25 protein-coding genes are annotated in these 24,367 nt (G+C 66.6%); 13 read left to right on the forward strand and 12 right to left on the reverse strand.

The window, feature by feature from the left end:
- Positions 1–603: ABC transporter substrate-binding protein (locus tag CXQ91_RS14990; RefSeq protein WP_181038902.1), on the forward strand; the 603-nt coding region annotated here is incomplete at its 5' end.
- Between the two features lie 116 nt (positions 604–719).
- Here CXQ91_RS14990 and CXQ91_RS14995 read toward each other — a convergent pair.
- A complete protein-coding gene (locus CXQ91_RS14995) occupies positions 720–2,033 on the reverse strand; it encodes an MFS transporter (RefSeq protein ID WP_374953664.1) in 1,314 nt (437 codons plus the stop codon).
- Positions 2,034–2,160: 127 nt separating this feature from the next.
- On the opposite strand from CXQ91_RS14995, the gene CXQ91_RS24510 reads away from it, so the two are divergent.
- The 3 genes from CXQ91_RS24510 (at position 2,161) to CXQ91_RS15005 (ending at position 4,038) form a co-directional block, all read left to right on the forward strand.
- Positions 2,161–2,559, forward strand: coding sequence for a hypothetical protein (locus CXQ91_RS24510; RefSeq protein WP_146072348.1), 399 nt, complete (start codon positions 2,161–2,163; stop codon positions 2,557–2,559).
- An 87-nt stretch (positions 2,560–2,646) separates the two neighbouring features.
- The gene (trmB, locus tag CXQ91_RS15000) at positions 2,647–3,636 is read left to right on the forward strand and encodes a tRNA (guanosine(46)-N7)-methyltransferase TrmB (RefSeq protein ID WP_258074011.1); all 990 of its coding nucleotides are present in this window, start codon (positions 2,647–2,649) and stop codon (positions 3,634–3,636) included.
- 6 nt (positions 3,637–3,642) lie between these two features.
- Positions 3,643–4,038 (forward strand): hypothetical protein, encoded by a 396-nt coding sequence (locus tag CXQ91_RS15005; RefSeq protein WP_104174708.1) that lies wholly within the window; start codon positions 3,643–3,645, stop codon positions 4,036–4,038.
- An 8-nt stretch (positions 4,039–4,046) separates the two neighbouring features.
- Here the strand turns inward: CXQ91_RS15005 and CXQ91_RS15010 are convergent, their stop codons facing one another.
- Complete coding sequence (locus CXQ91_RS15010; protein WP_104174709.1) at positions 4,047–4,493, reverse strand: hypothetical protein; 447 nt, start codon at positions 4,491–4,493, stop codon at positions 4,047–4,049.
- A gap of 71 nt (positions 4,494–4,564) precedes the next feature.
- Positions 4,565–6,142, reverse strand: a complete 1,578-nt coding sequence (locus tag CXQ91_RS15015) for a hypothetical protein (protein WP_104174828.1) — start codon at positions 6,140–6,142, stop codon at positions 4,565–4,567.
- A 318-nt stretch (positions 6,143–6,460) separates the two neighbouring features.
- Here CXQ91_RS15015 and CXQ91_RS15020 point away from each other — a divergent pair, with 318 nt between their 5' ends.
- Together CXQ91_RS15020 and CXQ91_RS15025 are read left to right on the forward strand one after the other, a co-directional pair.
- The gene (locus CXQ91_RS15020) at positions 6,461–7,219 is read left to right on the forward strand and encodes a DUF1206 domain-containing protein (RefSeq protein ID WP_104174710.1); all 759 of its coding nucleotides are present in this window, start codon (positions 6,461–6,463) and stop codon (positions 7,217–7,219) included.
- A gap of 32 nt (positions 7,220–7,251) precedes the next feature.
- Entirely contained in the window at positions 7,252–7,731 is a 480-nt protein-coding gene (locus CXQ91_RS15025; protein WP_104174711.1) for an SRPBCC family protein, read from the forward strand.
- Here the strand turns inward: CXQ91_RS15025 and CXQ91_RS15030 are convergent.
- Genes CXQ91_RS15030 through CXQ91_RS15040 form a run of 3 tightly spaced genes read right to left on the reverse strand, consistent with a single transcriptional unit; the run spans position 7,721 to position 10,213 of the window.
- Entirely contained in the window at positions 7,721–8,905 is a 1,185-nt protein-coding gene (locus tag CXQ91_RS15030) for a pyridoxal phosphate-dependent aminotransferase (protein ID WP_104174712.1), read from the reverse strand. The genes CXQ91_RS15025 and CXQ91_RS15030 overlap by 11 nt on opposite strands.
- 31 nt (positions 8,906–8,936) lie before the next feature.
- On the reverse strand, positions 8,937–9,716 hold the full coding sequence (locus CXQ91_RS15035) for an anti-sigma factor (RefSeq protein ID WP_104174713.1): 780 nt from the start codon (positions 9,714–9,716) through the stop codon (positions 8,937–8,939).
- Positions 9,713–10,213 (reverse strand): sigma-70 family RNA polymerase sigma factor, encoded by a 501-nt coding sequence (locus tag CXQ91_RS15040; RefSeq protein WP_104174829.1) that lies wholly within the window; start codon positions 10,211–10,213, stop codon positions 9,713–9,715. Before CXQ91_RS15040 ends, CXQ91_RS15035 begins: the two co-directional genes overlap by 4 nt.
- A 215-nt stretch (positions 10,214–10,428) precedes the next feature.
- Here CXQ91_RS15040 and CXQ91_RS15045 point away from each other — a divergent pair, with 215 nt between their 5' ends.
- Positions 10,429–10,962 (forward strand): hypothetical protein, encoded by a 534-nt coding sequence (locus CXQ91_RS15045; RefSeq protein WP_104174714.1) that lies wholly within the window; start codon positions 10,429–10,431, stop codon positions 10,960–10,962.
- A gap of 47 nt (positions 10,963–11,009) precedes the next feature.
- Here the strand turns inward: CXQ91_RS15045 and CXQ91_RS15050 are convergent, their stop codons facing one another.
- The 3 genes from CXQ91_RS15050 to CXQ91_RS15060 form a co-directional block, all read right to left on the reverse strand.
- Positions 11,010–11,828, reverse strand: a complete 819-nt coding sequence (locus tag CXQ91_RS15050) for a hypothetical protein (protein WP_104174715.1) — start codon at positions 11,826–11,828, stop codon at positions 11,010–11,012.
- The gene (locus tag CXQ91_RS15055; RefSeq protein WP_104174716.1) at positions 11,821–12,378 is read right to left on the reverse strand and encodes an RNA polymerase sigma factor; all 558 of its coding nucleotides are present in this window, start codon (positions 12,376–12,378) and stop codon (positions 11,821–11,823) included. The genes CXQ91_RS15050 and CXQ91_RS15055 overlap by 8 nt, the downstream gene beginning before the upstream one ends.
- Before the next feature lie 130 nt (positions 12,379–12,508).
- Positions 12,509–13,150, reverse strand: a complete 642-nt coding sequence (locus CXQ91_RS15060; RefSeq protein ID WP_104174830.1) for a protein tyrosine phosphatase — start codon at positions 13,148–13,150, stop codon at positions 12,509–12,511.
- Between the two features lie 178 nt (positions 13,151–13,328).
- Between CXQ91_RS15060 and CXQ91_RS15065 the strand changes: the two genes are divergently transcribed.
- Entirely contained in the window at positions 13,329–13,673 is a 345-nt protein-coding gene (locus CXQ91_RS15065; protein ID WP_258074012.1) for a hypothetical protein, read from the forward strand.
- Between the two features lie 34 nt (positions 13,674–13,707).
- On the opposite strand, the gene CXQ91_RS15070 is transcribed toward CXQ91_RS15065, so the two are convergent.
- Positions 13,708–15,438 carry a cell wall metabolism sensor histidine kinase WalK gene (locus CXQ91_RS15070; protein WP_104174717.1) on the reverse strand — a complete coding sequence of 577 codons (1,731 nt, stop codon included), beginning with the start codon at positions 15,436–15,438 and terminating at the stop codon, positions 13,708–13,710.
- 137 nt (positions 15,439–15,575) lie between these two features.
- Between CXQ91_RS15070 and CXQ91_RS15075 the strand changes: the two genes are divergently transcribed.
- Together CXQ91_RS15075 and CXQ91_RS15080 are read left to right on the forward strand one after the other, a co-directional pair.
- Positions 15,576–16,802, forward strand: a complete 1,227-nt coding sequence (locus CXQ91_RS15075) for a pyridoxal phosphate-dependent aminotransferase (RefSeq protein ID WP_104174718.1) — start codon at positions 15,576–15,578, stop codon at positions 16,800–16,802.
- A 186-nt stretch (positions 16,803–16,988) separates the two neighbouring features.
- Positions 16,989–19,631, forward strand: coding sequence for a GH32 C-terminal domain-containing protein (locus CXQ91_RS15080; protein ID WP_104174831.1), 2,643 nt, complete (start codon positions 16,989–16,991; stop codon positions 19,629–19,631).
- 75 nt (positions 19,632–19,706) lie between these two features.
- Here the strand turns inward: CXQ91_RS15080 and CXQ91_RS15085 are convergent, their stop codons facing one another.
- On the reverse strand, positions 19,707–20,000 hold the full coding sequence (locus CXQ91_RS15085; RefSeq protein ID WP_104174719.1) for a putative quinol monooxygenase: 294 nt from the start codon (positions 19,998–20,000) through the stop codon (positions 19,707–19,709).
- A gap of 72 nt (positions 20,001–20,072) precedes the next feature.
- Positions 20,073–21,068: a LacI family DNA-binding transcriptional regulator gene (locus CXQ91_RS15090; protein ID WP_104174720.1), complete on the reverse strand. Its 996-nt coding sequence runs from the start codon at positions 21,066–21,068 to the stop codon at positions 20,073–20,075.
- 165 nt (positions 21,069–21,233) lie between these two features.
- Here CXQ91_RS15090 and CXQ91_RS15095 point away from each other — a divergent pair, with 165 nt between their 5' ends.
- The 3 genes from CXQ91_RS15095 (at position 21,234) to CXQ91_RS15105 (ending at position 24,302) form a co-directional block, all read left to right on the forward strand.
- Complete coding sequence (locus tag CXQ91_RS15095; protein WP_104174721.1) at positions 21,234–22,352, forward strand: substrate-binding domain-containing protein; 1,119 nt, start codon at positions 21,234–21,236, stop codon at positions 22,350–22,352.
- A gap of 112 nt (positions 22,353–22,464) precedes the next feature.
- Positions 22,465–23,511 carry an ABC transporter permease gene (locus tag CXQ91_RS15100; RefSeq protein ID WP_104174722.1) on the forward strand — a complete coding sequence of 349 codons (1,047 nt, stop codon included), beginning with the start codon at positions 22,465–22,467 and terminating at the stop codon, positions 23,509–23,511.
- The gene (locus CXQ91_RS15105) at positions 23,508–24,302 is read left to right on the forward strand and encodes an ATP-binding cassette domain-containing protein (protein WP_104174723.1); all 795 of its coding nucleotides are present in this window, start codon (positions 23,508–23,510) and stop codon (positions 24,300–24,302) included. The genes CXQ91_RS15100 and CXQ91_RS15105 overlap by 4 nt, the downstream gene beginning before the upstream one ends.
- Positions 24,303–24,367: the final 65 nt, after the last annotated feature.

Raw genomic sequence — 24,367 nt, forward strand, 5'->3', positions numbered from 1 at the left:
GGGCAGGGCTACAAGACCAACACCGACGGCAGCGGCGATGTGGCGATCAACCCGACCGAGAACGCGCAGACGCTGAAGCTGTTCCAGGACGGCAAGCTCGACGGCGCGTGGCTGCCCGAGCCCTGGGCCTCCCGGCTGGTGCTGCAGGCCGGTGCGAAGGTCCTGGTCGATGAGAAGGACCTGTGGGACGGGTCGCTGACCGGAAAGCCCGGCGAGTTCCCCACCACCATCCTGATCGTGAACAAGAAGTTCGCCGCCGACCACCCGGACACCGTCAAAGCCCTCCTGAAGGGCCACGCCGAGTCCGTGAAGTGGCTCAACTCCGCTGCTGCGGACGAGAAATCCACCATCATCAACGCTGCCCTGAAGGACGCGTCCGGTGCCGAGCTGAAGCCTGACGTCATTGAGCGGTCGCTGAAGAACATCGTCTTCTCGGTGGACCCGCTGGCCGGTGCCTACAAGAAGCTGCTGCAGGACGGTGTGGACGCCGGCACCACCAAGCAGGCGGACATCAACGGCATCTTCGACCTCACCGCCCTGAACAGCGTCACCGCCGAAACCGGCGGGGACAAGGTCAGCGCCGCCGGCCTAGGCAAGGAATAAGTCAGCCAGGGACGGATCCCGAAGGACTGAACCAGCGCACCAAAACACCAGAGGCACCTGCCGGAACTCCCCGGCAGGTGCCTCTGGTGTTCCCGCGGACTACCCGCCGTCGAGCGTCACCCGCCGATGAAACGGTCCCGTCCCGCCTTGAATCCGAACACGGCGGCGAGCGCCCCCACCACCAGGAACAGCGCGCCGGCCGCGGCGAAGGAGCCGGTGGCCTGGTGCAGCTGCCCGACCATTAGCGTGCCCGTGGAACCGAGGCCGTAGCCCACGCCCTGCATCATGCCCGACAGGTGGGCGGCCGTATGCCCGTCCCTTGTCCGCAGCATGATCATCGTCAGCGCCACCGCGGTCAGGCTGCCCTGCCCGAGGCCCAGCAGCCCGGTCCAGACCCAGATGAAGTCGAGCGGACCGAAAATGCTCAGCGCGAAGCCGCCGCCGGTCATCAGCGCCACCACTGTGTTGATCGCCCGCTGGTCGCGGAACCTTGCGGCCAGCGCCGGCGCGAAGAGGGACCCCAGCATCTGCAGCACGATGGAGGCGGAGACGATCAGCCCGGCCGTCCCGCCGTCCACTCCGCGCTCGCGCAGGATGGGTGCCAGCCAGGCAAACACGCTGAAGGACATCATGGCCTGCAGCACCATGAAGATGGTGACCTGCCAGGCGACCGGCGAACGCCACACATTGACGCCGTCGGCAACGGCCTGGTGCCGCGGGTGCCGCTGCCGGACGGCCAGCGGCAGGAACAGGAAAAGTACGACGGCGGCGGGCAGCGCCCAGAACCACAGCGCCGCTGTCCACTCCCCCGACGCGGCGAACACCGGGTACGTGAAGCCGGCGCCCAGGGCGGCCGAGGCGCAGATGGCGGTGGTGTACAGCCCGCCCATCAGCCCCAGCCGGTGCGGGAAGTCGCGTTTCACCAGCCCCGGCAGCAGCACGTTGCAGAGGGCAATGGCGGCGCCACAGGCCGCTGTTCCGGCAAGCAGCGCGGGCAGGTGGCCGGCGCCCGGCAGTTCAACCGGGCGGAGCAGCAGGCCAGCGGTAAGCACGGCCATGGCCCCCAGCAGCACGCGCTCGGCGCCGAAACGCCGGGCGAGTACCGGCGCCAGCGGGGCGAACACTCCCAGCAGGGTCACCGGCACGGTAGTGAGGACCACCACCGCCCAGCCCGGCAGGCCGGCGTCGGACCGTATTTCCGGCAGGACCGCCGCGAAACTGGAGAACACCGTCCGCAGGTTCAGCCCGATCAGCACCAGGCACACGGCGAGGTAGATCAGCCCGCGGGGTCCGCTGACGCGGGTGGGCTCGGCGGCGGGCAGCTCGTCGACTTCGGCGTCCACCAGAGTGCCGGAAGCGTCCCTGCGGACGCGGCCGGGCGCTGTTGTTTTCGGGGCTGCGTTCGCGGCTGCGTTGTTGGCTTCGGTCACCGGCCCATTCTCGCAGGAGTTATCCACATAGGGCCGAATCCCGGCTGCGGCCCCGCCCGGCCGTCCCTAGTCTGGGCTGACCACGTCCTGGCGCCACAGGACCCGCATATCCGGCACAGGAGGAACCATGAGCTTTCCGCAACCGAACGTTTCACCTGCTGGGTCATCGTCCGCCCAGCCACGGCGTGGCAGCGGCAATGGTGCAGGCATCACCAGCCTGGTTTTTAGTCTCATTGCGCCCGCGAGCATGATCGTAACCGCCCCGATCAGCCTCTTGACGGCACTGTTTACGAGGCCTGCTGAAGGCCCTGGTTCGCTGACGTGGGTTGCCCCGCTGGTCCTGTGGAGCCTCCCGATGATATTTGGACTGTTGGCGGTGTCTTTGGGCGTCGCTGCAGTCCGGGGATCCCCGCCCGGGTCAAACAGCTGGACGGCCGCCGCCGCCAGCCTGTGGATCTCCGGACTGCAAGTGGCCGCCGCAATGGCGCTGGTGCTCCGGAACGGCGATTTCATGATTTTGTTCTGACCGCGCCCGTCCCCGCTCCGGCCGGCTCAGGCGCCGGGCCGGCCGGCCGGCCCGGCTTCCCTGATGGTGTCCACTATTCTGGAAATGATGAGTGAATCCCCAGAAACCCCCGACCCGACGCACGCGCAGACGCCGGAAGCAGGACCGGAGTCTGCCCCGTCGCCGGATGCCGCTCCGGAACAGCCGCAGGCAGCCCGCCCGGTGACCCCCGGCAGCCAGGCCTCCTTCGGGACCTACGGCGGCCGGCCCGTCAGCTTCGTGCGCCGCGGAACCCGCCTGCAGGGACGCCGGCAGCTGGCCTGGGAGGAGCACTCGGACCGCTGGGCGGTTGACGTCCCGCGGCACATCGCCAACACCTCCGTGCACCCGGAATATGTCTTCGACGCCGAGGCGGAGTTCGGCCGCACGGCGCCCCTGATCGTGGAGATCGGTTCGGGCCTGGGCGACGCCGTCTGCCATGCTGCCGAGGAGAACCCGGACTGGGACTTCCTGGCCGTGGAGGTCTACACCCCGGGCCTGGCCAACACCATGATCAAGATCAACAGCCGCAAGCTCAGCAACGTCCGCGTGGTCGAGGCCAACGCGCCGGAGGTGCTGGCCACCATGCTGCCGGCGGGGTCCGTCAGCGAGGTCTGGGTCTTCTTCCCCGACCCCTGGCACAAATCCCGCCACCACAAGCGCCGCCTGATCCAGCCCGAGTTCGCCGCGCTCGTTGCCACGGCGCTCAAACCCGGCGGCCTGTTCCGCGTAGCCACGGACTGGTCCAACTACGCGGTGCACGTCCGCGATGTCATGGCCGGCTCCGCCGACTTCGTGAACCTGCACGACGGCGAGCGCAGGGGCCCCGAAAGCCCCCTCACCCAGGTGTGGCAGTCTGGCGTCGAGTCCCTGGTTGGCGGCGCGCCCGTCAAGGAGGGCCGCGCCCCGGTCAGCACCGAACACACGGGCCCGAACGAGGGCGTGGACGAGACCGGCGGCTGGGCACCGCGGTTCGAGGGGCGCATCCGGACGAGTTTCGAAAACAAGGCCCACGAGGCCGGTCGCCTCATCTTCGATCTGTGCTATCGGCGGCTATGATGCAGCATGGCCTCCGTACAGCCCGCGACTCCGCAGCGCCGATCCGCTGATTCGCGCGGGCTGGCGGCCGGCATCACCTGCCTGACGTCCGCCGTGCTGGCACCGGTTGCGGCCATGTTCAGCCTGTCCACGTTCATCGTGGCCGCCGCCGAACCCCTCCTGGCCAACGTCCCCGTGCGGGACACCAGCGGGTACTGGGTCATGCTCATTGTCCTGGTGGGCATCCTGGCGGGGCTGGTCCTGACCTCGGTCATTACGGGAATCGTGGCCATCAAGCGGTCGGGCCGGATGAGCGCCGGGCGGATTACCGGGCTGCTTGGCCTGGCGTTCACCGCGTTCAACCTGACGGGCGGCCTCTGGACGTGGGCCGGCGTTGCCGGGCCCTGGTTCACCTTCGGCTAAGCAGGGCGTCAGTTCACGCGGATGGCGCCGACCACGTCTTTGAGCAGGCCGATCCGCGGCTCGAGCTGGGGGTCAACGTACGGCCAGATGACCACCACGCCAATGAAACGGCCCTTTTCCCATACCCCCACCGTGGCGGCCGCTTTCGCGTCGCCCCGCGCATCGTCATAACCGACGACGACGGCGTACGCGGCTTTGCCGGGAAGGTTCAGTTCGCCCTCGGTCAGCAGGTTTCCGCCGCGCTCGTCAAGATAATGGCTTGCCATCAGGTGTGCCCAGCCGTTGGCCTGGGCCGGGCCCTCAACGGAGGCGTCATCCGTGATGACCGTGACCAGGATGTCCCCCAGCAGCCCGTACTGCTCTGTGTTGGGACCGGCGGTGGAGTCGTCCAGGACCAGGGTGTGGTCGGGGAAGTCCGCCGTGAAACCGAGCGGGGATTCGATGTGAACTGTCATGGCTGGTGGTTGCTCCTTCAGCGGTAACGCAATTTTGTTGGGAAGGGGGCGTTTATGGGCAGGCGGCGGAATTACAGCCGGGACAGCTTCGTGTCGTTCGGAACCTTCTGGTACGTGCTGACGTTGGTGGTGACCTGGTTCTCCGTGCTGACCTTGACCTCGCCGGCCTTGATGTCGAATCCGGCCTCGTTGGACGCCGTGACCACACTGTTCACCTGGACGGTGGCCGAGCCCGCCTCGTAGAGCCTGGCGGCGTCCTGGGCGGCTGCCCCATTGTTCCCCAGGGCCACGTTCTTCATGTAGCTGTCGATCAAGGCGCTGTTCTCCGGCGTGTAATCGATGTCGATCTTAACCGAGCCCTGGGTACCTGCCCTCACGCTGGATTCGATGTTGCCCGCCTTGACGTCCATGCCTTCCTTGACGCCCTGCGCCACAGTGCCCTCCATGGACAGCGACACCGAACTGATGTTGTTGTCCTTGTCCATGTTGAGCTCCAGCCCGCCCTTGCCGGAGGCCTCGAACGTCCGCCCGTCCAGGTCCAGGTTGCCCTCGGCGGAAACCTCCACGCTGCCCTTGGCGGTCCCGTCGGTCAGGTTCTTCTCATAGGCCAGTTCCAGCTTCGCGGAACCGGCGGCATCGGTGGACTCCGCCCCCGCCTCCAGGCTCAACGATCCCTTGGCTTTGTCCTCGTGGCCGCTGGAGCCGTTATCCGAGGCCGCCTCGTTCAGGGTGTCCAGGATGTAGTCCGGCGGGTTTCCGGCCACGTCCTTGATCTCGCCCACGCTGTCCGGCGGAAGGTCCTCGTACATCTGGTTGCGGGCAGCCATGGCCTCTTCGACGCTGTCGAACGTGTACTCGCGGGCCACTTCGCCCGTGAGCGTGGCACCGGCGGACCCCGTGGCGTCGTTCACGCCCAGGCCCATGTTGCCGTACACCTTCACAGTGGCCGAGCCGTCCGCGTTTTCCACCACTTCGGTGCCCACCTCGGCGCCGCCGTGGACCCAGAGGACGCGGGCCTCAATGGACGCCTTGCCCGTCTCCGTATAGACGGGAATGTCCTCCTTGGCCAGCTCCAGCAGGTGCTTCCGGGCCAGGTCCTGTGCGGACTCGGGGATCCCGCCGTCCATGGCCATCAGGTCCTTGGCCAGCGGACCGTCAGGGCCCTCCCCCTCGATCAGGTACTTCCTGTCCGCCGAGGAGAGGCTGTCCCACCATTTGGCCTGTTCTTCGGGGCTGGCTCCGGACATCTTGTCCAGTTGGTCCTGGAGGTCGGCGCGGTGCTCGGCGGCCTCTCGGGCGGCCTCCAGCTTTTCCTGCACCCAGTTCTTCATCTGCTCGAAAAGCCCGGCAAGCCCGCCCGGCCCCGCACCCGTGCCGCCCGAGCCGGCCTCCGAGGATTTTTCCTGCTCCGCGGCATGCTGCAGCAGGACCTTGGAGTTCTGCCGGAGGCTTGCCACCACCCGCTCCAGGCTCGGGCGGTGGCTGCCCGTCCATTCCTGCCGGAATCGCTCCCCGTCGCTGCCCTTCCAGGGAGCGGCAAGAATCTGGCTCTGCAGCGAGGAAGCACTGGTGCTGAGCAGCGACGCAGCCTTGTCTGCGGCTTTGGCCAAGGCGCGAAGCTGACTGACGTCAGCACCGTAAAAGGTCATGGTGTCTCCCCAGAGAATGGTGCCGTTGCGAGGGTGGCGGCTGGTCCACATCGTGCCATGTCACTACGGGGCGCGCCATGGGCATCACTCCCCATACGGCCCCGCGGGGTCCCTGTCCAGCGTGCACGGTGCCGGAGGGGACACCGGAAAAGCTGCCGGAAAGGGAGCTGTTCCGGATCCGGTTCCCGTGGCACGATTGGCCTTTAACACCACGGCGGGACAAGCCCGCGGCCACGAGAACTGCGCGAGGAACCGGACATTAAAAAAGAACTGAGATCGGCCGCCGGTACGGCTGAGGAAGTCACCAATTCGCGGCCGATGGAGCTCATGGCCCGCGCCGGGTTCGCCGTGAGCGGCCTCCTTCATTTCCTGGTGGGTTCCATCGCCATCCGCCTTGCCATGGGCGGGCAGGGCCACGCGGATGTCAGCGGTGCCGTGCAGGAGCTTGCCAGCCAGCCAGCCGGGCCCCTCCTGCTGTGGAGCAGCTTCGCCGCCTGTGTGGCTCTGGCCATCTGGCAGGCCAGCGACGCAGTTTTCGACTACAGCAACCTGCCGAAACGCGAAAAAACCCTCCGCAAGCTCAAGGCTGCCGGGCAGGCCATGGTTTTCGCCGCCTTCGCCGTCACGCTTGCCTCGTTCGCCATCGGGAGCGGCAGGGACAACAGCCAGACCACCAGCGACTTCACCGTTGCCCTGATGAGGGCCCCGGGCGGTGTTGCGCTGCTGATCGTCATTGGCGCAGCCGTAGCGATCACCGGAATTGTGTACGGCATCCGCGGCATCCGCAAATCGTTCGAAAAGCACCTCAGGATGCCTGCACCGGGCACGCAGCGCACCGCCGTAAGTGTGCTGGGCGTGGTGGGCTACCTTGCGAAGGGCTTTGCCCTCCTCTTGGTGGGCCTGCTGATTGTCATAGCAACCGTCCGGGCGCACCCGGAGGAATCCACCGGGCTCGACGGCGGCCTGAAGGCCCTGCGGGACCAGCCGTTCGGGCTGTACCTGCTGGCCGCCGTCGGCATCGGCCTGATTGCCTATGGCGTGTTCCAAGTGGCACGGGCAAAACTGGCCAAAATGTGAGCCGTCCGTGCCCTCCGGGCTAGGGTGGACGCATGCCCCAGGTACGCGCCGAACGCTTCATCCGACTCGATCCGGAAACTGCCTTTGCGTTCTCGCAGACCACCGGCGACTTCCGGCTGAAATGGGATCCCTTCATTTCGGCCCAGGGCTGGTTGGACGGCGCCCGGGCCGCCGGCAAGGGCGTCCGCACCCGCACGGTCTCGAAGATGGGGCTGGTGATGGTGAGCGAATACGTCTCCTACGCGCCGCCCCGGAATGTGGGCATGACCATGGTCTCCGGTCCGTGGTTCTTCGGCAACTTTGGCGGCGGGTGGCGGTTCACCCCGGCCGACGGCGGCACCCGCGCAGTCTGGAAGTACACCTTTTCCTGCCGGCCGGCGTGGCTGCGGCCCGTGGCGGAGCGGATCGGCGGCTGGTTGCTGGGACGCGAGATCGAAAAACGCATCGAAGCCTTCGCCCGGGCCTGCGAGGACCCGCAGCTCGTGGCGGAGTTCCGCGCCCTCAACGCCTGAGCACGCGCTCGGAGTCCTCGAGGGCGGCCCGGACGCGCGCCCCGATGCCGTGCAGCCGGTCCATCGGTTCGGTGGCGTAGACCAGCCGCACGTACCGCGGGGCCACGTCCTGGCCCCACGCCGTCATGGGCGTCGCGGCGATCCGGCCCGCTTCGAGGAGCCGCCGGGACAGTTCCGGCGCCCGCATCCCCAGCGCCTCGGCATCGAGCAGCAGGGACCAGCCGCCCTCGGGTATCACGATGGGAAGCCCGGCCAGTTCACTGGCAACCAGGTCCCGGCGCGACTCCCACTCCCGCACGGCACCGGCGATGCCGTCGTCGGCGGTGGTCAGCGCGGCGAGGACACCTGCCTGGCCGAAGCCGCTGGCCACCGCGGTGTTGTAGATCGCGGCGAGGGCAATATCCCCCATGACCTCCGGGGGACCCGCCACCCAGCCCACGCGCCAGCCGATCATGCGGTAGTTCTTGGACACGCCGCCCAGGGTGATGGTGCGGTGCGCCAGCTCGGGGAACGACGCCGGATGGCGGTGCGGCAGTCCGTCGAACAGGATCCGGTCCATGGCGGCGTCGTACAGCAGCCAGCAGTCCGCGTGCTGGCAGGCGTCGCGGACGGCGCCCCACTCGGCGTCGTTGAACACGTGGCCGGAGGGCATGGACGGGCTCATCAGCAGGATGGCGCGGGTCCGGGCGGAGACCGCGGCTGCCAGCCGCCCCGGGTCCAGGCGCCAGCGCCCGCCGGACACCATCAGCGGGACGAATACCGGCACAGCCCCGGCAAGCCGGACGCGGTTGATCATTCCCGCGTAGGTGGGATCAGTGAGTATTACTTCGTCCCCGTGGTCCACGGTGGCCAGGAGGACGCTGAGCATTCCCGCCAGCGCTCCGCCGGTGATCACCACCTCGGAGCGCGGATCGTAGGAGAGCCCTGTTTGCTGCCGGAGCCGGTGTGCCACCGCCTGGCGGAGGGCCAGCATCCCGGTGAAGGGCAGCCAGCTGTTGGCGGCTTTGTCTCCCACCGCTTCGCGGGTGGCGATGATGGCCGACGGCGGCGGCGCGATGTCGGTGTCCAGGTTTTCCATCCGGAGCACGTCGGGATCACCACCGACGGCGGCTGCCACCCTGTCGATGCCGAAGGGCTGAATCCGGGCGAAACGCCCGGTCCTGCCGCGGACCATGTGCCCAGCGTCCCACCGGGTACGGACCGCGTCAATGGGCGCCGGATGTGCCGTCCACCATGGAAATGACAGCCACTGTCTGCTGCCCCTCGTTACGCAGTTCCACGCTGCTGATCCGGCCGATCTGGGTGGGCGTTGCGCCGGTGATCCTGGAGCGGCCGCCGGGCGTGGCGGACCAGCTGCAGGCGCGGTCCTCGGTGCCGTCCTGGCCTTTGACCCACAGGGACAAAGTTCCCTGGGTGGGCAGGCTCGTCCCCGTGAACGAGACTTCGGTCCCCCACGCCTTCCGCATCAGGGCCAGCTGGACCTGCAGCCCGCCCGGTGCCTCCACCGAATAGCTCGCGTCCGGCTTCGGCGGCTGGTTGAACAGCGGAGAGGCCAGGACTCCCAGCGCCAGGCACGCGGCCGCCACCGCCCCGACGAACGCCGTCCACCGCCGTCGGGATTTCCGCCGCCGCACCGCCAGCTCGTCCAGCAGGCCGGCGGGGTCCCCCGCGGGAGCCACGTCCCCCAACGATGTGGCTCCCGCAGGGGTGGCTTCCGCGGGCGTGGCGGCGGTTGCGGGGAGGCCGTTGCCCTCCGCATTGCCGGTCCCCGGGGTTGCCGGCGCCGCGGAGGCGGTGCCCGTGAGGGCGACGGCGTCGGCAACAGGTAGGGCGTCCAGCAGCGCCGGCAGGCTGGCGAGTTCGTCCAGCTCGCGGCGGCAGTCCGCGCACGCGGTCAGGTGCTGTTCGAAGCGCGACGCTTCAGCCGGCTCCAGCCCGCCCAGCAGGTATGCCCCCAACAATTTGTGCATTTCCGCGCCGCTCACCGCTGCACCCCCATTTCATCAAGGATGGTCCGCAGCGCCCGCACCGCGTAGAACGCGCGGGACTTCACTGTCCCGGCAGGGATGTTGAGCTCCACGGCCGTTTCCGTAACAGTGCAGCGGCGGTAGTGCAGGGCCACAAGGACGTCCCGGTGTTCGGTGCTTAGCCGCAGCAGGGCTTCCTCCATCAGGACGCGGTTGAGCAGCTCGTCAACCCGTTCGCTGGCTTCCGCCGGATCCGCCACGTCCCGCTCTGTCGCCTCGATGGGACGACGCTGGGCCTTTCGGTAGTTATCGATCATAATGTTCCGGGCAGTGCGGAAGAGGTAGCTCCGCAGGCTGCCGGTAATCTCCGGAGCCTGTTGCCAGACGCGGAGCACGGTCTCCTGAACCACGTCGTCCGCCAGTTGCGGATCGCGGGAGGCGCTCAGCACAAAGCGCCGCAGGGCCGCGCCGTGCTCGCGGTAGATCGCTGCCACGACGTCTTCATCGAGCGGCATCCGCGGCCCTCCCGCTGTTTTGATGGTGCCCTGCATTGTGTGTGCTGCCTCGTGCTGCTGCGGCAGGCCGAACGCCCGCCGTCCCCTGTTACGACGCCGCCGCGGCGCAAACGGTTCAGGGAGCGGCCGCTGTGAACCATTCTCCGCCCAAGTACGTCGTACCGGATAGCGCCGGACCCCACCGTTTTGGCCGGCACGAATCCAAGGAGCTGGACATGAAAAAGCAACTGGGCGCAGGGCTGTCAGCTGTGGCGCTGGCCGTGCTTCTCACCGCCTGTGGCGGCGGCACCGAAACGACTCCCACTACTGCGGGAGGAACGACGTCGGCCTCCGCCCCTGCCGAAACGTCCGCGCCAGCGTCGTCCCCGGTCCCCGCGGGCGCGGCGGAGCTGAAGACGGCATCATCCGGTGCCGGCCAGATCGTGGTGGATGCCAACGGCATGAGCGTCTATTTTTTCACCAAGGACGTCAAGGACTCCGGTACCAGTGCGTGCACGGGCGGCTGCATAGCGGCATGGCCGCCGGTCCTTACGGAATCGGACTCACCGGCAGTTGACGGCGTGACCGGAACGGTGGAAACCATCGCGACGCCGGAAGGTAAGAAGCAGGTCACCATCAACGGGCTTCCCGTGTACTACTACGTCCAGGACAAGGCCGCCGGGGACATCACCGGCCAAGGCGTCAACGACGTCTGGTATCTGGTCAGCCCGGCAGGAGAGATGGTGAAGACCGCGGCCAGCGGATACTAGCCCGCAGCGTCAGCGTGGATCAACGTGGATCCACGCTGACTGGGTGGCTAGCGGCCCGGCTGCGGACTGGGCAGTTCGGGAGTCGGCACTTCAACGGGTGGCGTGGGAACCAGGCCGGACGGGTCGGGGCTCACCGGAGGAGACTGAAGCGGCTTCACGGTGGGCAACTGGCCATGCCCCGGAATAGAGCCCGGATTCCGTGGATCGGGTTTTGCGGGCAGCGTAAGTCCGGGGGTCCCGGATGCGCCTGGTGAGGGTGTGGCGGGATCGGCGGGGGTGCCCCCGCCGGCCTGCCCGCCGGGGACTGATCCGCCGTCCGCCGGGGATGGGGCCGGTGACGTCGGTGCAGGCGCGGGCGTTCCAGGCACTGTTCCACCGGTATCCGGCGCGGGCTGGGCGGGAGTCTTCCCCCCGGCGCCGGGCGTCATGGTCCCCACGATGAACGTCACGGCATGACCGACGTTGCCCAGGGTGTGGCGGAAGTTTTCATCCGAGGCCGCCGCGGCGGCGCCCCCTGCGGCCAGGGCCGCTGCGACGGTGAGGGCTGTGAGCGGAAGGCGGCTTTTGCGCCGGCGTCGGGCGGCAAGTTCGTCGACGGTGGTGGGGGCGGCGGATGCAACGGCGGCGGAAATGGCTGGCGCGGTTGACTCGGCGCTGGCGGATGCGGCGGACGCAGTGGGGGCTGCTGCAAGCATGGCGGCCGGTGCCATCAGCGCCTCCACCGCTGCGGATGGACTGGGGCTGTCGGCAGCCAGGGCACGCAGTTCCAGCAGCACGGGGCGAAGTTCGCCGTCGTCGTCTATGCCAGCGTCGGCCAGCAGTTCGTCGATGATCCGCTGGTCCCGGGATGAGGAGATGTCACTCATGATGTGCCTGGCTTCCTATTAAGGCGCGTTCCCTGAGGGCGCTGAGCGCCCGGCGATGCAACTGTTTGACTGCTCCCGGAGTCCTGCCCATGACGTCAGCGGCCTGTTCCACGGAGAGGTCCGCGACCACCCTGAGTGCAAGCACTTCCTGGTGGTCCGGGCTTAGTCCTTCGAGGAGGGCTCCGGCACCTCCGCCATCAACCTTTGCGAGCGCCAGTTCCTCTGCCGAGGCAGAACTTCGTCCGTCGAGGTCTGACTCATAAGGACTGAGGACCGGTGTGCGCTCGTTGCGGCGGTAGTGGTCCACCATGCGGGCGTGGGCGATTGAGAAGATGAGCGACTTGGCGCCTTGGAGTCCGCCGGTCAGGCCGTCAAGCTTCGGATAGAAGGCCAGGAAAACGTCCTGGGTGACCGCCTCCGGATCATCCACGCCGCGGGCCCTCAGGTAACCGAGTACGGTGCCGGAGAACTTTCGGTAGACAAGGGTGAACAGCACGGCGGGGTCGGCCCCGGCCGTGTGCACGTATTCATCTGCCAATGTGTCGAGCACCGTCAGGCTCCTCCATGCCACGCAGCGTGGTCACATATCCGGGTTCCGGAAGGCTGTGGACTGGCGCATGTTGCACCGCGGGACTCCTGCCAAAGCGAAGGAGTCCCGCGATCCACCATAGGCGGCTGTGTTACGGACGGCCAGCTGAGGTGGGCAGCTCGGGGAGCTGGGCCGGGACCTCGGCGGGGAGTTCCGGTGCGGCGGGAACGGCTGCCTGGGTGGGCAGTTCCGGTGCTTCCGGAACCTCCGGGACCTTCGGGGTGTTGACGTCGGCTGCGGCGTCGCCCGAGCCGGCACCGTCAACCTTGTGGCTGTCGGACTTGGCAGCGGCAACTACGTCGGCGCAGTAGCTGTCGATGTTGGCTTCGCCGTCAGCGGCAATGGCCAGCGATGCGAAACCGGTGGAGGATGCTGCCAGGCCACCCTTGGTGAAGGCGGTGCACAGGCCGTAAGCGGCGGGGCCGGTGGCGTCCGGGCCAACAGCGGTTGCCGATGCTTCGGCCTTGGCGTTGTCGCTCTCAGCGGCGGCATCGGCGGAAGCGGACGGCGTGGCGGAAGCCTCTGCGTTGGCGTCGGCGTCGGCCGAGGCGGTCTCGGAAACGCCGCCGACGTGCGGGGCGGGGGCGCCGAGCAGTTCGTGGGCGCTCTGCTGAACGTCAGAGGGAAGCGCTCCGGCGAATGCGGCTGCGCCGGTGCCACCGACCGCCAGCGTGCCGGCCGCCAATGCGCTCGCGGCAATCTTGCTAGTGGCAAAAACAGTGAACAAGGACATGGAACCCTCCGAAAACATATACAACAGTGTCAGTAACGGCCAGGTTGGATCCGGCCACTCAAGCGGTGCGGACGCGGTCCACACTCCCCTTACATCGCTGCGGGTTCCGGAAAAGTTACGCGGTCCCCAAAATTCTTTTTGGGGACCGCGTAACAGCTGGCGGCATTAGGATCTGACCATGGGCAAGCCGACCGATCTGAAGAACGCTGTGAAGACCTGGCAGACCATGGTGGACAGCAACCAGGCTTTGCTCCTGCGCAAGTCAGGCCACGACGCCGGATGGTGGGCCGAGCGGGGGCGCGAGGCGGGGCTGAAGAACGACTCCGAGCTCCGGGACTGGATGCGGGACGAACACGGGATCACGGGCTACGCGCAGTACGCCGTGTCCTGGGAGATGTTCGGCGTCGAGATCCAGATGCGCAAGGGTTACGTGTCCCTCCACTCGCCACGGCGGAAGTTCGTTGAGGAAGTGGACGACGAAGTACTGGGCATCCTGGCGAAAGCGCTTCGCCAGAACAGCTGAACCGAACGGCTGGTCCGAACAGCTGGTCCGGGCGTTAGCGCGGGTCAGCGGGAAGGGTGAAGGTCACGGTGGTGCCCTCTCCCGGTGCGCTGGTGAGGCCGATCGACCCGCCGTGCCCTTCGATGATGGTTTTGCTGATGGGAAGGCCAAGGCCTGCTCCCGGAATGGCGGTATCGCGGGACCGGGCCGAACGGAAAAACTTGGTAAATGCCTGTTCCTGGTCCTCCTCCGTCATGCCGATGCCCGTGTCGGTGATCGAGCAGACCAGTTCCTTGCCGTTCCTGCGGGCACGGGCTGTGATCCTTCCGCCGTCCGGTGAGTACTTCACGGCGTTTGATATCAGGTTGCCGAGCACCTGCTGGATCCTGGCGGGGTCCACCCGGGCGGTGAGCGGTTCATCCGCGTCGAGCACCAGCGCCACCCCGCAAAGGGCAGCCCGCGCCTGGTTGGCGGCCACGGCTGCGGCGAGGAGATCTGCGATGTCCGTATCCCGCAGGACGAGCTCCACGCTTTCAGAAGCGACGGCAATCAGGTCATTCACCAGGCCCAGAAGATTGCCGGCGTTCCGTTCCACGATCCGCAGCTCAGGCGCTATGTCCTCATGGCCGGGTTCGTCCAGGACCAGTTCCAGGTAGCCGAGTATTGATGTCAGCGGCGTGCGCAGCTCATGGGACACCGTGGCGACGAAATTGTCCTTGGCCGCCAGGGCGTTTATCAGGGCGGTCACCTCGGCGAAGGTCACGACGGCCCCCGTGTTGGTCCCGTCCAGGGACCGGATGGCGCGGCCGCTGACGGAATAGGCCCGTTGCTCCGTTTCCTCACCGGCCCAGTAGAGCTCATGGGTGAACGCCTCACCTCGGGAAGCCCGCGCGGCAGGGAACCCCTCCGGCGGCACAACGGTGGTCCTGTCACCGTGAAAGAGCTTTGCAGACCCTGCGGCGCGGGTCAGCCGGGCCAACGAAGGGTCAGTCCGCATCGCCCTGTTAGTCAGCACGTCCTGGCCGGCTTGGTCCACCACCCAGACACCCACATCAACGGTTGAAAGCACGGCATCAAGCAACCCCTGATGTTGCACGCTTGCGGCGAGGGTTGCAGCCACGTCACGGTCCTTGCGGACCAGTGTCAAGCGTTGCCGGTACAGAGCGCCGGCCACGACGTGGGCCGTCACCGCGATCGCGGCCATCACGAGCGGCAGGAAGATGGTCCGGATCATCGAAGCCTGCGCCGGGTCCGATCCCAGGGCGGCGGCGGGGACAACGGTGCTAAGCACTGCCGCGAGGACTGCCAGGACAACCCGGTGGCGGTGCCGGCCCACGGACAGCCAGACCACCGGGAAGACCAGCAGCAGGCTCAGGATGTTGAAGCTGGGTCCGCCGGCATGCCGCGTAAATCCGATGGCCACGCAGTCGAGGACGGGAATCAGCGTGAATGCTTCGGGGTGGAGCCTCCCCCAGGGAACGGCCAGGCAGAGGCCGAACAGTATGGCATGCGCCAGCAGGGCAAGCCTGAACGTGTCATTCGCCAGCGTTGCCGGGCTGAAGATCGCGGCAGCGACCACAACCAGCAACAGGGTGACCGAAAGGGGCAGCTGGCTCAGCACCACACGGCCCCGGACTCCGAGCCCGCCGAAAATCCGGTCGATCCCCTCGATCAGCGGCGCGTCATCGGACAGCGGCACGTCCTCGGCCGGCGATCGGTCATCGTTGGACGCCGCTGCCTGCCGCAGCGTTCGAAGCGGGCTGGTTGATCCCTGGATACGGTTCATGGCTCTGTCCCCCCGGCACAGAAAAGAGTCCCCCGGGCTGCTTCAAGGGCGCTGACCACAGTGTAGACCCGCCACGTCGCCGGGCTGGGAATACTACGCGACGGCGTCGTGGGATCAGCGCTGTGAAAAGATCAAGCATGCGTCCGATGCAGCACTCCAGCAAACTCCAGAATGTCCGCTACGAACTCCGCGGGCCCATCCTCCAGGCAGCAAAGGAGATGGAAGCCGAAGGGCACCGGATCCTCAAGATGAATCTTGGCGACACCGCGCCGTTTGGCCTGGAGGCCCCCGAGTCCGTGGTGGTGGACATGATCCACCACCTGCGCGGGGCGCAGGGTTACAGCGATTCCAAGGGCATCTTCTCGGCCCGCACGGCCATCTCGCAGTACTACCAGACCAGGGGCCTGATGCAGATCGGCGTCGAGGACATCTTCATCGGCAACGGCGTGAGCGAGCTCATTTCCATGTGCCTGCAGGCGTTTATGGAAAACGGCGACGAGATCCTCATTCCTGCGCCCGACTACCCGCTGTGGACGGCCGCCGTCACCCTGACCGGCGGCAAGCCCGTGCACTATCTGTGCGATGAGGACGAGCACTGGTGGCCGGACATGGCCGACGTCGAATCAAAGATCACCAAGCGCACCAAGGCAATCGTGATCATCAATCCGAACAACCCCACCGGTGCCGTCTACCCGCGGCACATCCTGGAGCAGTTTGCCGAGTTGGCCCGCAAGCACCATTTGGTGCTGTTCTCGGATGAAATCTACGAAAAGATCCTGTACGAGGACGCCCAGCATATCCACACCGCTTCGGTGGCCGAGGACGTCTGCGTCCTGACTTTCAGCGGGCTCTCCAAGGCCTACCGGATGCCGGGGTACCGCGCCGGCTGGGTGGCCGTCACCGGTCCGCTCGCCGCAACACTGGCCTACCGGGAAGGCCTGGAACTGCTGGCCTCCCTGCGCCTGTGCCCCAACGTGCCGGCGCAGCACGCCATCCAGACCTGCCTTGGCGGCTACCAGAGCATCGAGGCCCTGATCCGGCCCGGCGGCAGGCTGCGCGAACAGCGCGACCGCGCCCATAAGTTGCTCACCGCCATTCCCGGCGTCACGTGTGTGCCCGCGGCGGCGGCCATGTACCTGTTTCCCCGCCTTGACCCGGAGCTTTACCCCTTCAAGAGCGACGAACAGTTCGTCCTGGACCTGCTGCGCGAACAGAAGATCCTGGTCTCACACGGTTCGGCGTTCAACTGGCCCCGGCCGGACCACTTCCGCTTTGTCATCCTTCCGGCCGTCGAGGACATTGAGGAAGCCGTGCGCAGGATCGCCACGTTCCTCGCCTCGTACCGGACCAGCGCGGCGGACTAGGCTGGCCGGGCCCGTCGGCGACCAGTAACGCCGGAACGGTCCTGCCCGCAGTGCTCTGCCGTGCCTTATCCGGCCTATCGCGTACCAGTCCGTTGACTTGTCTCGTGGACTTAATTTAGCGTTCCCTCCACTGACAACGTTGTCTTTCTGGGAAAGGCACGCGCGATGAAGGGCGACCTCAGCACTATGCACACAACACGAACCATCGGCTTGCGGGCAGTCACCGCCGTGGCACTGGCAGGCCTGGCCCTTGGCGGCGCCTTGGCCGGGGCCATCCCGGCCGAAGCGGCCACCACTCCGGGTGAAGAGCAGTACCGCCCGGCCGTCCATTTCTCGCCGGAGAAGAACTGGATGAACGATCCCAACGGGATGGTCTTCTACAAGGGCGTCTACCACCTCTACTACCAGCACAACCCGTCCGGGAACACCTGGGGGAACATGTCCTGGGGGCATGCGACGTCCGCTGACCTGGTCCATTGGAAGGAGCAGCCGCTGGCGATCCCCACCGATGACCAGCAGGACATCTTCTCCGGCAGCGTGGTGGTGGACAAAAACAACTCCTCCGGCTTCGGCACCGCGACAAATCCTCCCCTGGTGGCGATTTTTACCAGCGCCTACAAGGATGCATCCCCGCACCGCGGGCTGCAGGCGCAGTCCCTGGCGTACAGCCTGGACCAGGGCCAGACCTGGACCAAGTACGGCCAGAACCCTGTCCTCAACCGCAACTCAGCCAACTTCCGCGACCCGAAGGTCTTCTGGTACGACGCCCCGGACGGCGGCGGCTACTGGGTGATGACCGCCGTGGAGGCCTTGGACCACAAGGTGCTCCTGTACAAGTCCGATAACCTCAAGGACTGGACCGAACTGAGCTCCTTCGGGCCGGCAAACGCAACTGGCGGCTTATGGGAATGCCCTGACCTCTTTCCATTGGCCGTGGACGGAAACCCGGACAACGTCAAGTGGGTCATGGTGGTGAACATCAATCCCGGCGGCGTAGCGGGCGGTTCTGCAGGGCAGTACTTCGTGGGTGACTTTGACGGCACCGTGTTCACTGCGGACACCACGGACCCCGTGGATTCCCTCCCGGCCGGGACTCCGCTGGCGGGTTTCAACGACGGAAGTTACGGCGGCTGGACGGTCAACAACGAACCTGGAAACTGGAAGAACGGGCCCTTCGGCAGCGCACCGGCGCCGGGAACCCTGGCCGGCCAGAACGAGGTCACCGGCTATGCAGGGGCCGGCCTGGTCAATTCCTTCAACGACGGCGACTGGCCGCTGGGCTCCATGAGTTCACCGGAGTTCACGGTCGGCAGTGACTACATCAACTTCCTGGTGGGCGGCGGACAGCATCCCCGCATCTCGGACAAGCTGGATAACAATGCCCCGGCCGGAGACCTGCTGTTCAACGGCTTCGAGGTTGCGGACGGCAGCACACTGGCCGACGCCGGCTGGACCGGAACCGCGGACCTTGAGCCCGCCTTCCAGCCGGCCACGGCAGGCGGCGACTACTTCATCGGGGCCAAACGGATCAACACCTTCGAAGCGGGTGGCGCCCCGGGTGATGACCGCCAGGGCACCCTCACGTCCCCGGCCTTCACCGTCTCCCGAAACTTCATGAGCATGCTCGTCGGCGGCGGGCAACGCGCCGCTGACTCCGGGGAAGTCCTGGAAGCCCAGCTCCTGATCGATGGCAACGTTGTCAGAACACTCAGCGGAGACAACGCCGGCGCGCTTAACTGGAAGGGCTGGGACGTTTCGGAGTTCGCCGGCCGGAGCGCACAGCTAAGGGTCGTGGACCAGGCGGGCGGCGGGTGGGGACACCTCACCCTTGACCACGTTATGCTGACCGACCGCGCGGCCGTTCCCCGCTCGGACGAAACCACAGTCAACCTCGTGGTGGACGGGCAAGTGGTCCGGTCCGCCACGGGAACCAACAGCGAAGTCCTGGACTGGGCATCGTGGAATGTCGCGGAGTTCAGGGGCCGCCAGGCCAGCATCCGGATCGTGGACAACAACCGGTTCAGCTGGGGGCACATCCTGGCCGATGAGTTCGTTGCTTCGGCACAGCCGGCCAAGCCCCGGCTGCAGGGCTATGACTGGTTGGACTACGGCCGCGACTACTACGCGTCGGTTTCCTTCGGCAACATGCCCCAGAGCAAGCGCGTCATGCTCGGATGGATGAACAACTGGGATTACGCCAACCTCGTCCCCACTTCCCCTTGGCGCAGCGCGATGTCGCTGCCCCGCGAAGTGGGCCTCACCCAGACGGCTGACGGGCCCCGGCTGACCCAGAAGGCGGCAAGCCAGGTGGACAAGCTGGCCGCCAAATCTTCCTACAGCGAGAAGTCGGCCCGCAGCATTGCACCGGGCGTCCACCCGCTTCCGGCTGCGGCGTCAGGCGATGTCCAAAGGATCGATGTCACGTTCGCCCCGGGAACGGCAGCCAAGTCCGGCATAACGGTGCTGGGAGACGGAACAACGTCCACTGAGATCGGCTACGACGCAGCAGCCGGCGAGGTCTACGTGGACCGGAGCAATTCCGGGAACACAGGCTTCCACCCACTGTTCACGTCGGTGGACTCGGCGCCGGTGACCGTTGATGGAAGCGGCAACGTGACCCTGCGGATCTACGTTGACCGCGCGTCGGTGGAGGTCTTTGCCCAGAACGGCCTGCGCACCATTACGGACCAGGTGTTCCCGGGTGCCGGTGCCGGTCAGGTGGCCCTCTTTGCCGAAGGCGGCACGGCCAGGGTCAAGTCGCTCACGGTCACCCCGCTTCAGCCATCCATGTTTGCCGCCGCACTCAGTACGGTGAAGAACAGCAGGTAGCTGCAGCACTCAAAGGAAAGGGCCGGTGCGCGCGGGATCCCCCCGCGGGCACCGGCCCTCTCGCCCGCGAAATCCTTAGGCCTGGGGCTGCAGCCAGGTCAGAACCGAACCGTCCCCTTCGATGTGGCGCACCAGCTCTCCGTTGAAGGCCGCACCGTAGTCCGCGCTGATGTGCTCCTGGAACGCGGCCTCATCCCGGTACACCTCGAAGACGAAGTACTCCCTCGGGTTCGACTCACGCGTGTAGGGCAGGAACAGTTCGTTGCCCGGTTCGCTGCGCACCTTCTCGGTGAGTTCGCGCATCATTTCGGCCACCCGGGCTTCGCTGCCGGGCTTGACCGTGAATTCGGCGTAAAGCGTTTTGGTCATGATGCTCCCTTTCAAGGATGTGTTTGCACTGGGGCTGTGTGGGGCAAGGCAAAAGCGGACCAGGCCGGTCGCTCAGGACGGCGGGATCTCACCGGACCCCCGCACGATGAGTTCCGACGGCACGGTGTACGTTGTCGGGGCAATCCTGTCGCCGTCGATGCGGGCCAGCAGGCGTTCGGCCGCGAGATTGCCTATCCGCTCCGGGTGCTGGGCAATCACGGTGATCCCCGGTTCCATCATGTCCGCCAGCGTGAAGTCGTCGAACCCCACCAGTGCCACGCGTTTGCTGGCACCCAGCTCCTTGAGCGCCCTCATCACTCCAAAGGTGACCAGGTTCTGGCTGGAAAAAATGGCGGTGGGCGGGTCATCGGAGGCCAGGAGCTCCAGTGCCGCCAGCCGCGCCGACTCCTCGTCATGCAGTCCTTCGCGGACGGGAACAGCTGACGTGGCGAGGCCGGCCCTCCCCAGTTCCTCGATGAAGCCCCGCCTCCGCTCCCGCGCCGTTTGGATTTCGGTGCGGTCGCCCAGGTAGGCGAGCTTCCGGTGCCCGTGGGCCAGCAGATGGGAGGCCGCCGTAGCGGCACCGACGGCGTTGTCCGTCACCACGGCATCGGCGTCGATGCCTACGGGTTCGCGGTCGATGAACACCATGGGCAGGTCCCGGGAGTGCTCCGGGATGACGTATGCCTGGCTCCTGGCAATCGGCGTCAGCACCAGGCCGTCCACCCGCCGGCCCAGGAATGCGGCGACAAGTGCTTTCTCACGCTGGGGATCGTCGTCCAGGCTGGCGGCGAACACCGCGATCCCGCGTTCAGCGAGTGAATCCTCCAGCGCCCGGTGGATCTCTCCGCTGAATGGGTTGGACACGCTGGGCAGCAGCAGGCCGATGCTCAGCGTCTGCCGCCCGGTCCGCCGGAGGCTTCCTGCGGCCATGTCCAGTTGGTAGTTGAGCTGCTGGGAGGCCCCGAGGACGCGGAGCCGGGTGGACTCGGAAACGCCCGGTTCATCATTCATGACGCGCGACACCGTCTTGATGCCAACCCCGGCCAACGCCGCCACGTGGCGCATTGTGGGCCTGCCCTGCGTCGCCTCTGCTTGGTAACGATTAGACATCGTTGTCAAACCTCGTCCTTCATTATCGATTTATGCCTTGACTGTACCGTGTGAGCTTGGTTACATGTTTCCATGACATCGTTGTCAGGCACAACTCGTGCCACGGAAACAGGAGATTCAATGTTGAGTTCCACAGCCCCACGGACCGTCGCAACCCGTTTGTTCGCCCTCGGCGCCGTCCTGACGCTCGGCACGCTTAGCCTGACGGCATGCGGCGGAAACACCTCCTCCACCGGCTCCACCGGCGGATCGTCGTCGGACAAGATCGGCGTCTCGCTGATCGTCAAGACCACCTCGAACCCGTTCTTCGTCTCCATGCAGGACGGCGCCAAGAAGGCCGCCGAGTCCGGCGGCGTGGACCTCAAGCTGGCAGCCGGCAAGGCCGACGGTGACGAGGACACCCAGATCCAGGCCATCGAAAACGCCATCTCCAAGGGCGACAAGGGCATACTGATCACCCCCAACGGCCCGTCCGTCGTCGACGCCCTCAAGAAGGCCAAGGACGCCGGACTCTTCGTCATCGCCCTGGACACTCCCCCGGACCCGGCGGATGCTGCTGACATCACCTTCGCCACGGACAACTTCGCCGCCGGTGAGCTCATCGGCAAATGGACCGCGGCCCAGCTCGGCGGAAAAAAAGCCACCATCGCCCTCGTGGACCTCTTCGATGACAAGATTGTCTCGGTCGACTACAACCGCGACCAGGGCTTCCTCACCGGACTCGGCATCGACACCGCCGACGCGAAGAAGAACGGCGACGAGGCCAAGACCGGCAAGTACACCGGCGGCCAGGGCGGCGACTACGAGCTCGTCGGCAACCAGGCATCCCAGGGCAACGAGGACGGCGGCCGCACAGCCATGGAAACCCTCCTCGCCAAGAACCCCAACATCAACGTCGTCTACACCATCAACGAACCGGCAGCCGCCGGAGCGTATGAGGCCCTGAAGTCTGCCGGCAAGGAAAAGGACGTCCTGGTGGTCTCCATCGACGGCGGCTGCACCGGTGTGAACAACGTCAAGTCAGGTGTCATCGGTGCCACTGCGCAGCAGTACCCGGTCAAGATGGCCGAACTGGGCGTGAAGGCCATCGTTGACCTGGCCAAGACCGGCAAGAAGCCCGCCAACTCCGAGGGCCTGGACTTCTACAACACCGGCGTCGAACTCGTCACTGACAAGCCGGCCGACGGCATCAAGAGCATCACCACCACCGCGGCATCCGACATCTGCTGGGGAAAGTAGCCACGCAGTTTCACTGAGTGCGGGGAGGCCGGAACCTGTAGGCCGCCCCGCACTTCTTCTCCCGAGCTAGCTAGCTAGCAGTAGCACCCATCATCGAAGATCAGGACATATCGTGACCCAGCAACAGACCGCCGGCCCGCCCAGCGCCGGGCATGCCGACCTGGCGGAGGAATTCCTCGACCGACAGACCCCGCTTAGCCGGATACGCAATATCCTCCACCGTTACCCCGCCGTCAGCCCTGCCCTCGTCCTTCTGATCGCGGTGGTCGTGTTCGGCCTGCTCAATGACAGGTTCCTGCGGGTTGAAAACCTCTCCCTGATTACGCAGCAGGTCTCCGTCGTCGGCACCCTGGCCATCGCCCAGACCCTCATCATCCTCACCGCCGGCATCGACCTTTCCGTCGGTGCCGTCATGATCCTCTCCTCCATGGTCGTGGCCCAACTCGCCGTCAACAACGGACTGCCCGCGCCCGTCGCGCTGCTCGCAGGCCTGGTCATCGGACTCGCCGCCGGAGCCTTGAACGGGTTCCTGGTCACCAGGTTCCGGCTCCCCCCGTTCATCGTCACCCTGGGCACACTGAACATCTTCATCGCACTGACCCTTCTCTACTCCAACGGGGCCACCGTGCGCGGCTCGGCAATGCCGGACCTGCTGACCTGGACCGGAACCACCTTCCCGGTGGGCCCGGTGCGGATCTCCACCGGCGTCGTCGTGATGCTGCTGCTCTACATCGCCATCGCGTTCATCCTCGGCAAAACCGCCTGGGGCCGGCACGTCTACGCCGTGGGCGACGACAAGGAAGCCGCCCGGCTGGCCGGCATCGCCGTAAACAAAGTCCTCATGAGCGTCTACCTCGCCGCCGGCGCTGTCCTGGCCATCGGCGCCTGGATCCAAATCGGCCGGACCAACGCCGCCAGCCCCAACGCCGGCGTGGACCTGAACCTCGACTCCATCACCGCCGTCGTCATCGGCGGAACCAGCCTCTTCGGCGGCCGCGGCTCCGTCTGGGGAACCCTTTTGGGCGCCTTGATCGTCGGCGTGTTCCGCAACGGCCTCTCGCTGGCCGGCCTGGATGTGCTCTACCAGACCCTCGCCGTGGGCGTCCTCATCATCCTCGCTGTGTCCATCGACCAGTGGATCCGAAAGGTGAAATCATGACCGCCACCCAATTCCAGCCTGCCGGCACCGGGCTCCGCCAGCCCATCCTGCAGGCCAGGAACCTCGTCAAAACCTTCGGCCGCGTCGTGGGCCTGGACGGGGTCAGCCTCGACCTGTACCCCGGCGAAGTCCTGGCCATCATCGGCGACAACGGCGCCGGCAAATCCACGCTCATCAAATGCCTCACCGGCGCCGAGATTCCGGACTCGGGCGAACTCATGGTTTCCGGCAAGCAGGTCCACTTCAAACGCCCGCAGGACGCCCGCATCCACGGCATTGAAACCGTGTACCAGAACCTGGCAGTCTCGCCTGCCTTGGACGTGGCCTCCAACCTCTTCCTGGGCCGTGAGGAACGCCTGCCCGGCCCGCTTGGCAAGATCTTCCGCGTCCTCGACACCAAGGGCATGCGCCGCAAGGCCAAGGAAGAGCTGACCCGACTGGGCATCTCGACACTGCAGGACGTGACGGTCCCAGTGGAGAACCTGTCCGGCGGCCAGCGCCAGGCTGTGGCGGTGGCGCGGGCCGCGGCATTCGGTTCCAAGGTGGTGGTCCTGGACGAGCCGACGGCGGCGCTCGGCGTGCGCGAATCCAACCAGGTCCTGCAACTGGTCCGGGACCTCCGGGACCGCGGGCTCCCCGTCATCCTGATTAGCCACAACATGCCGCACGTGTTCGATGTCGCCGACCGTATCCACATCCAGCGCCTCGGCAAATGCGCTGCCACCATCACGCCGCAGTCGCACAGCATGACCGATGCGGTGGCCATCATGACCGGCGCGGCCACGGCCTGAGCGCCGCAGTAGTTTCACTAAAGCTCCGTCCGCGGACCGGATCCGCGGACGGCTTCACGAAAGAG

The organism is Arthrobacter sp. Y81, from assembly GCF_002929335.1.
In the GTDB taxonomy this organism is placed as follows: Bacteria; Actinomycetota; Actinomycetes; order Actinomycetales; family Micrococcaceae; genus Arthrobacter.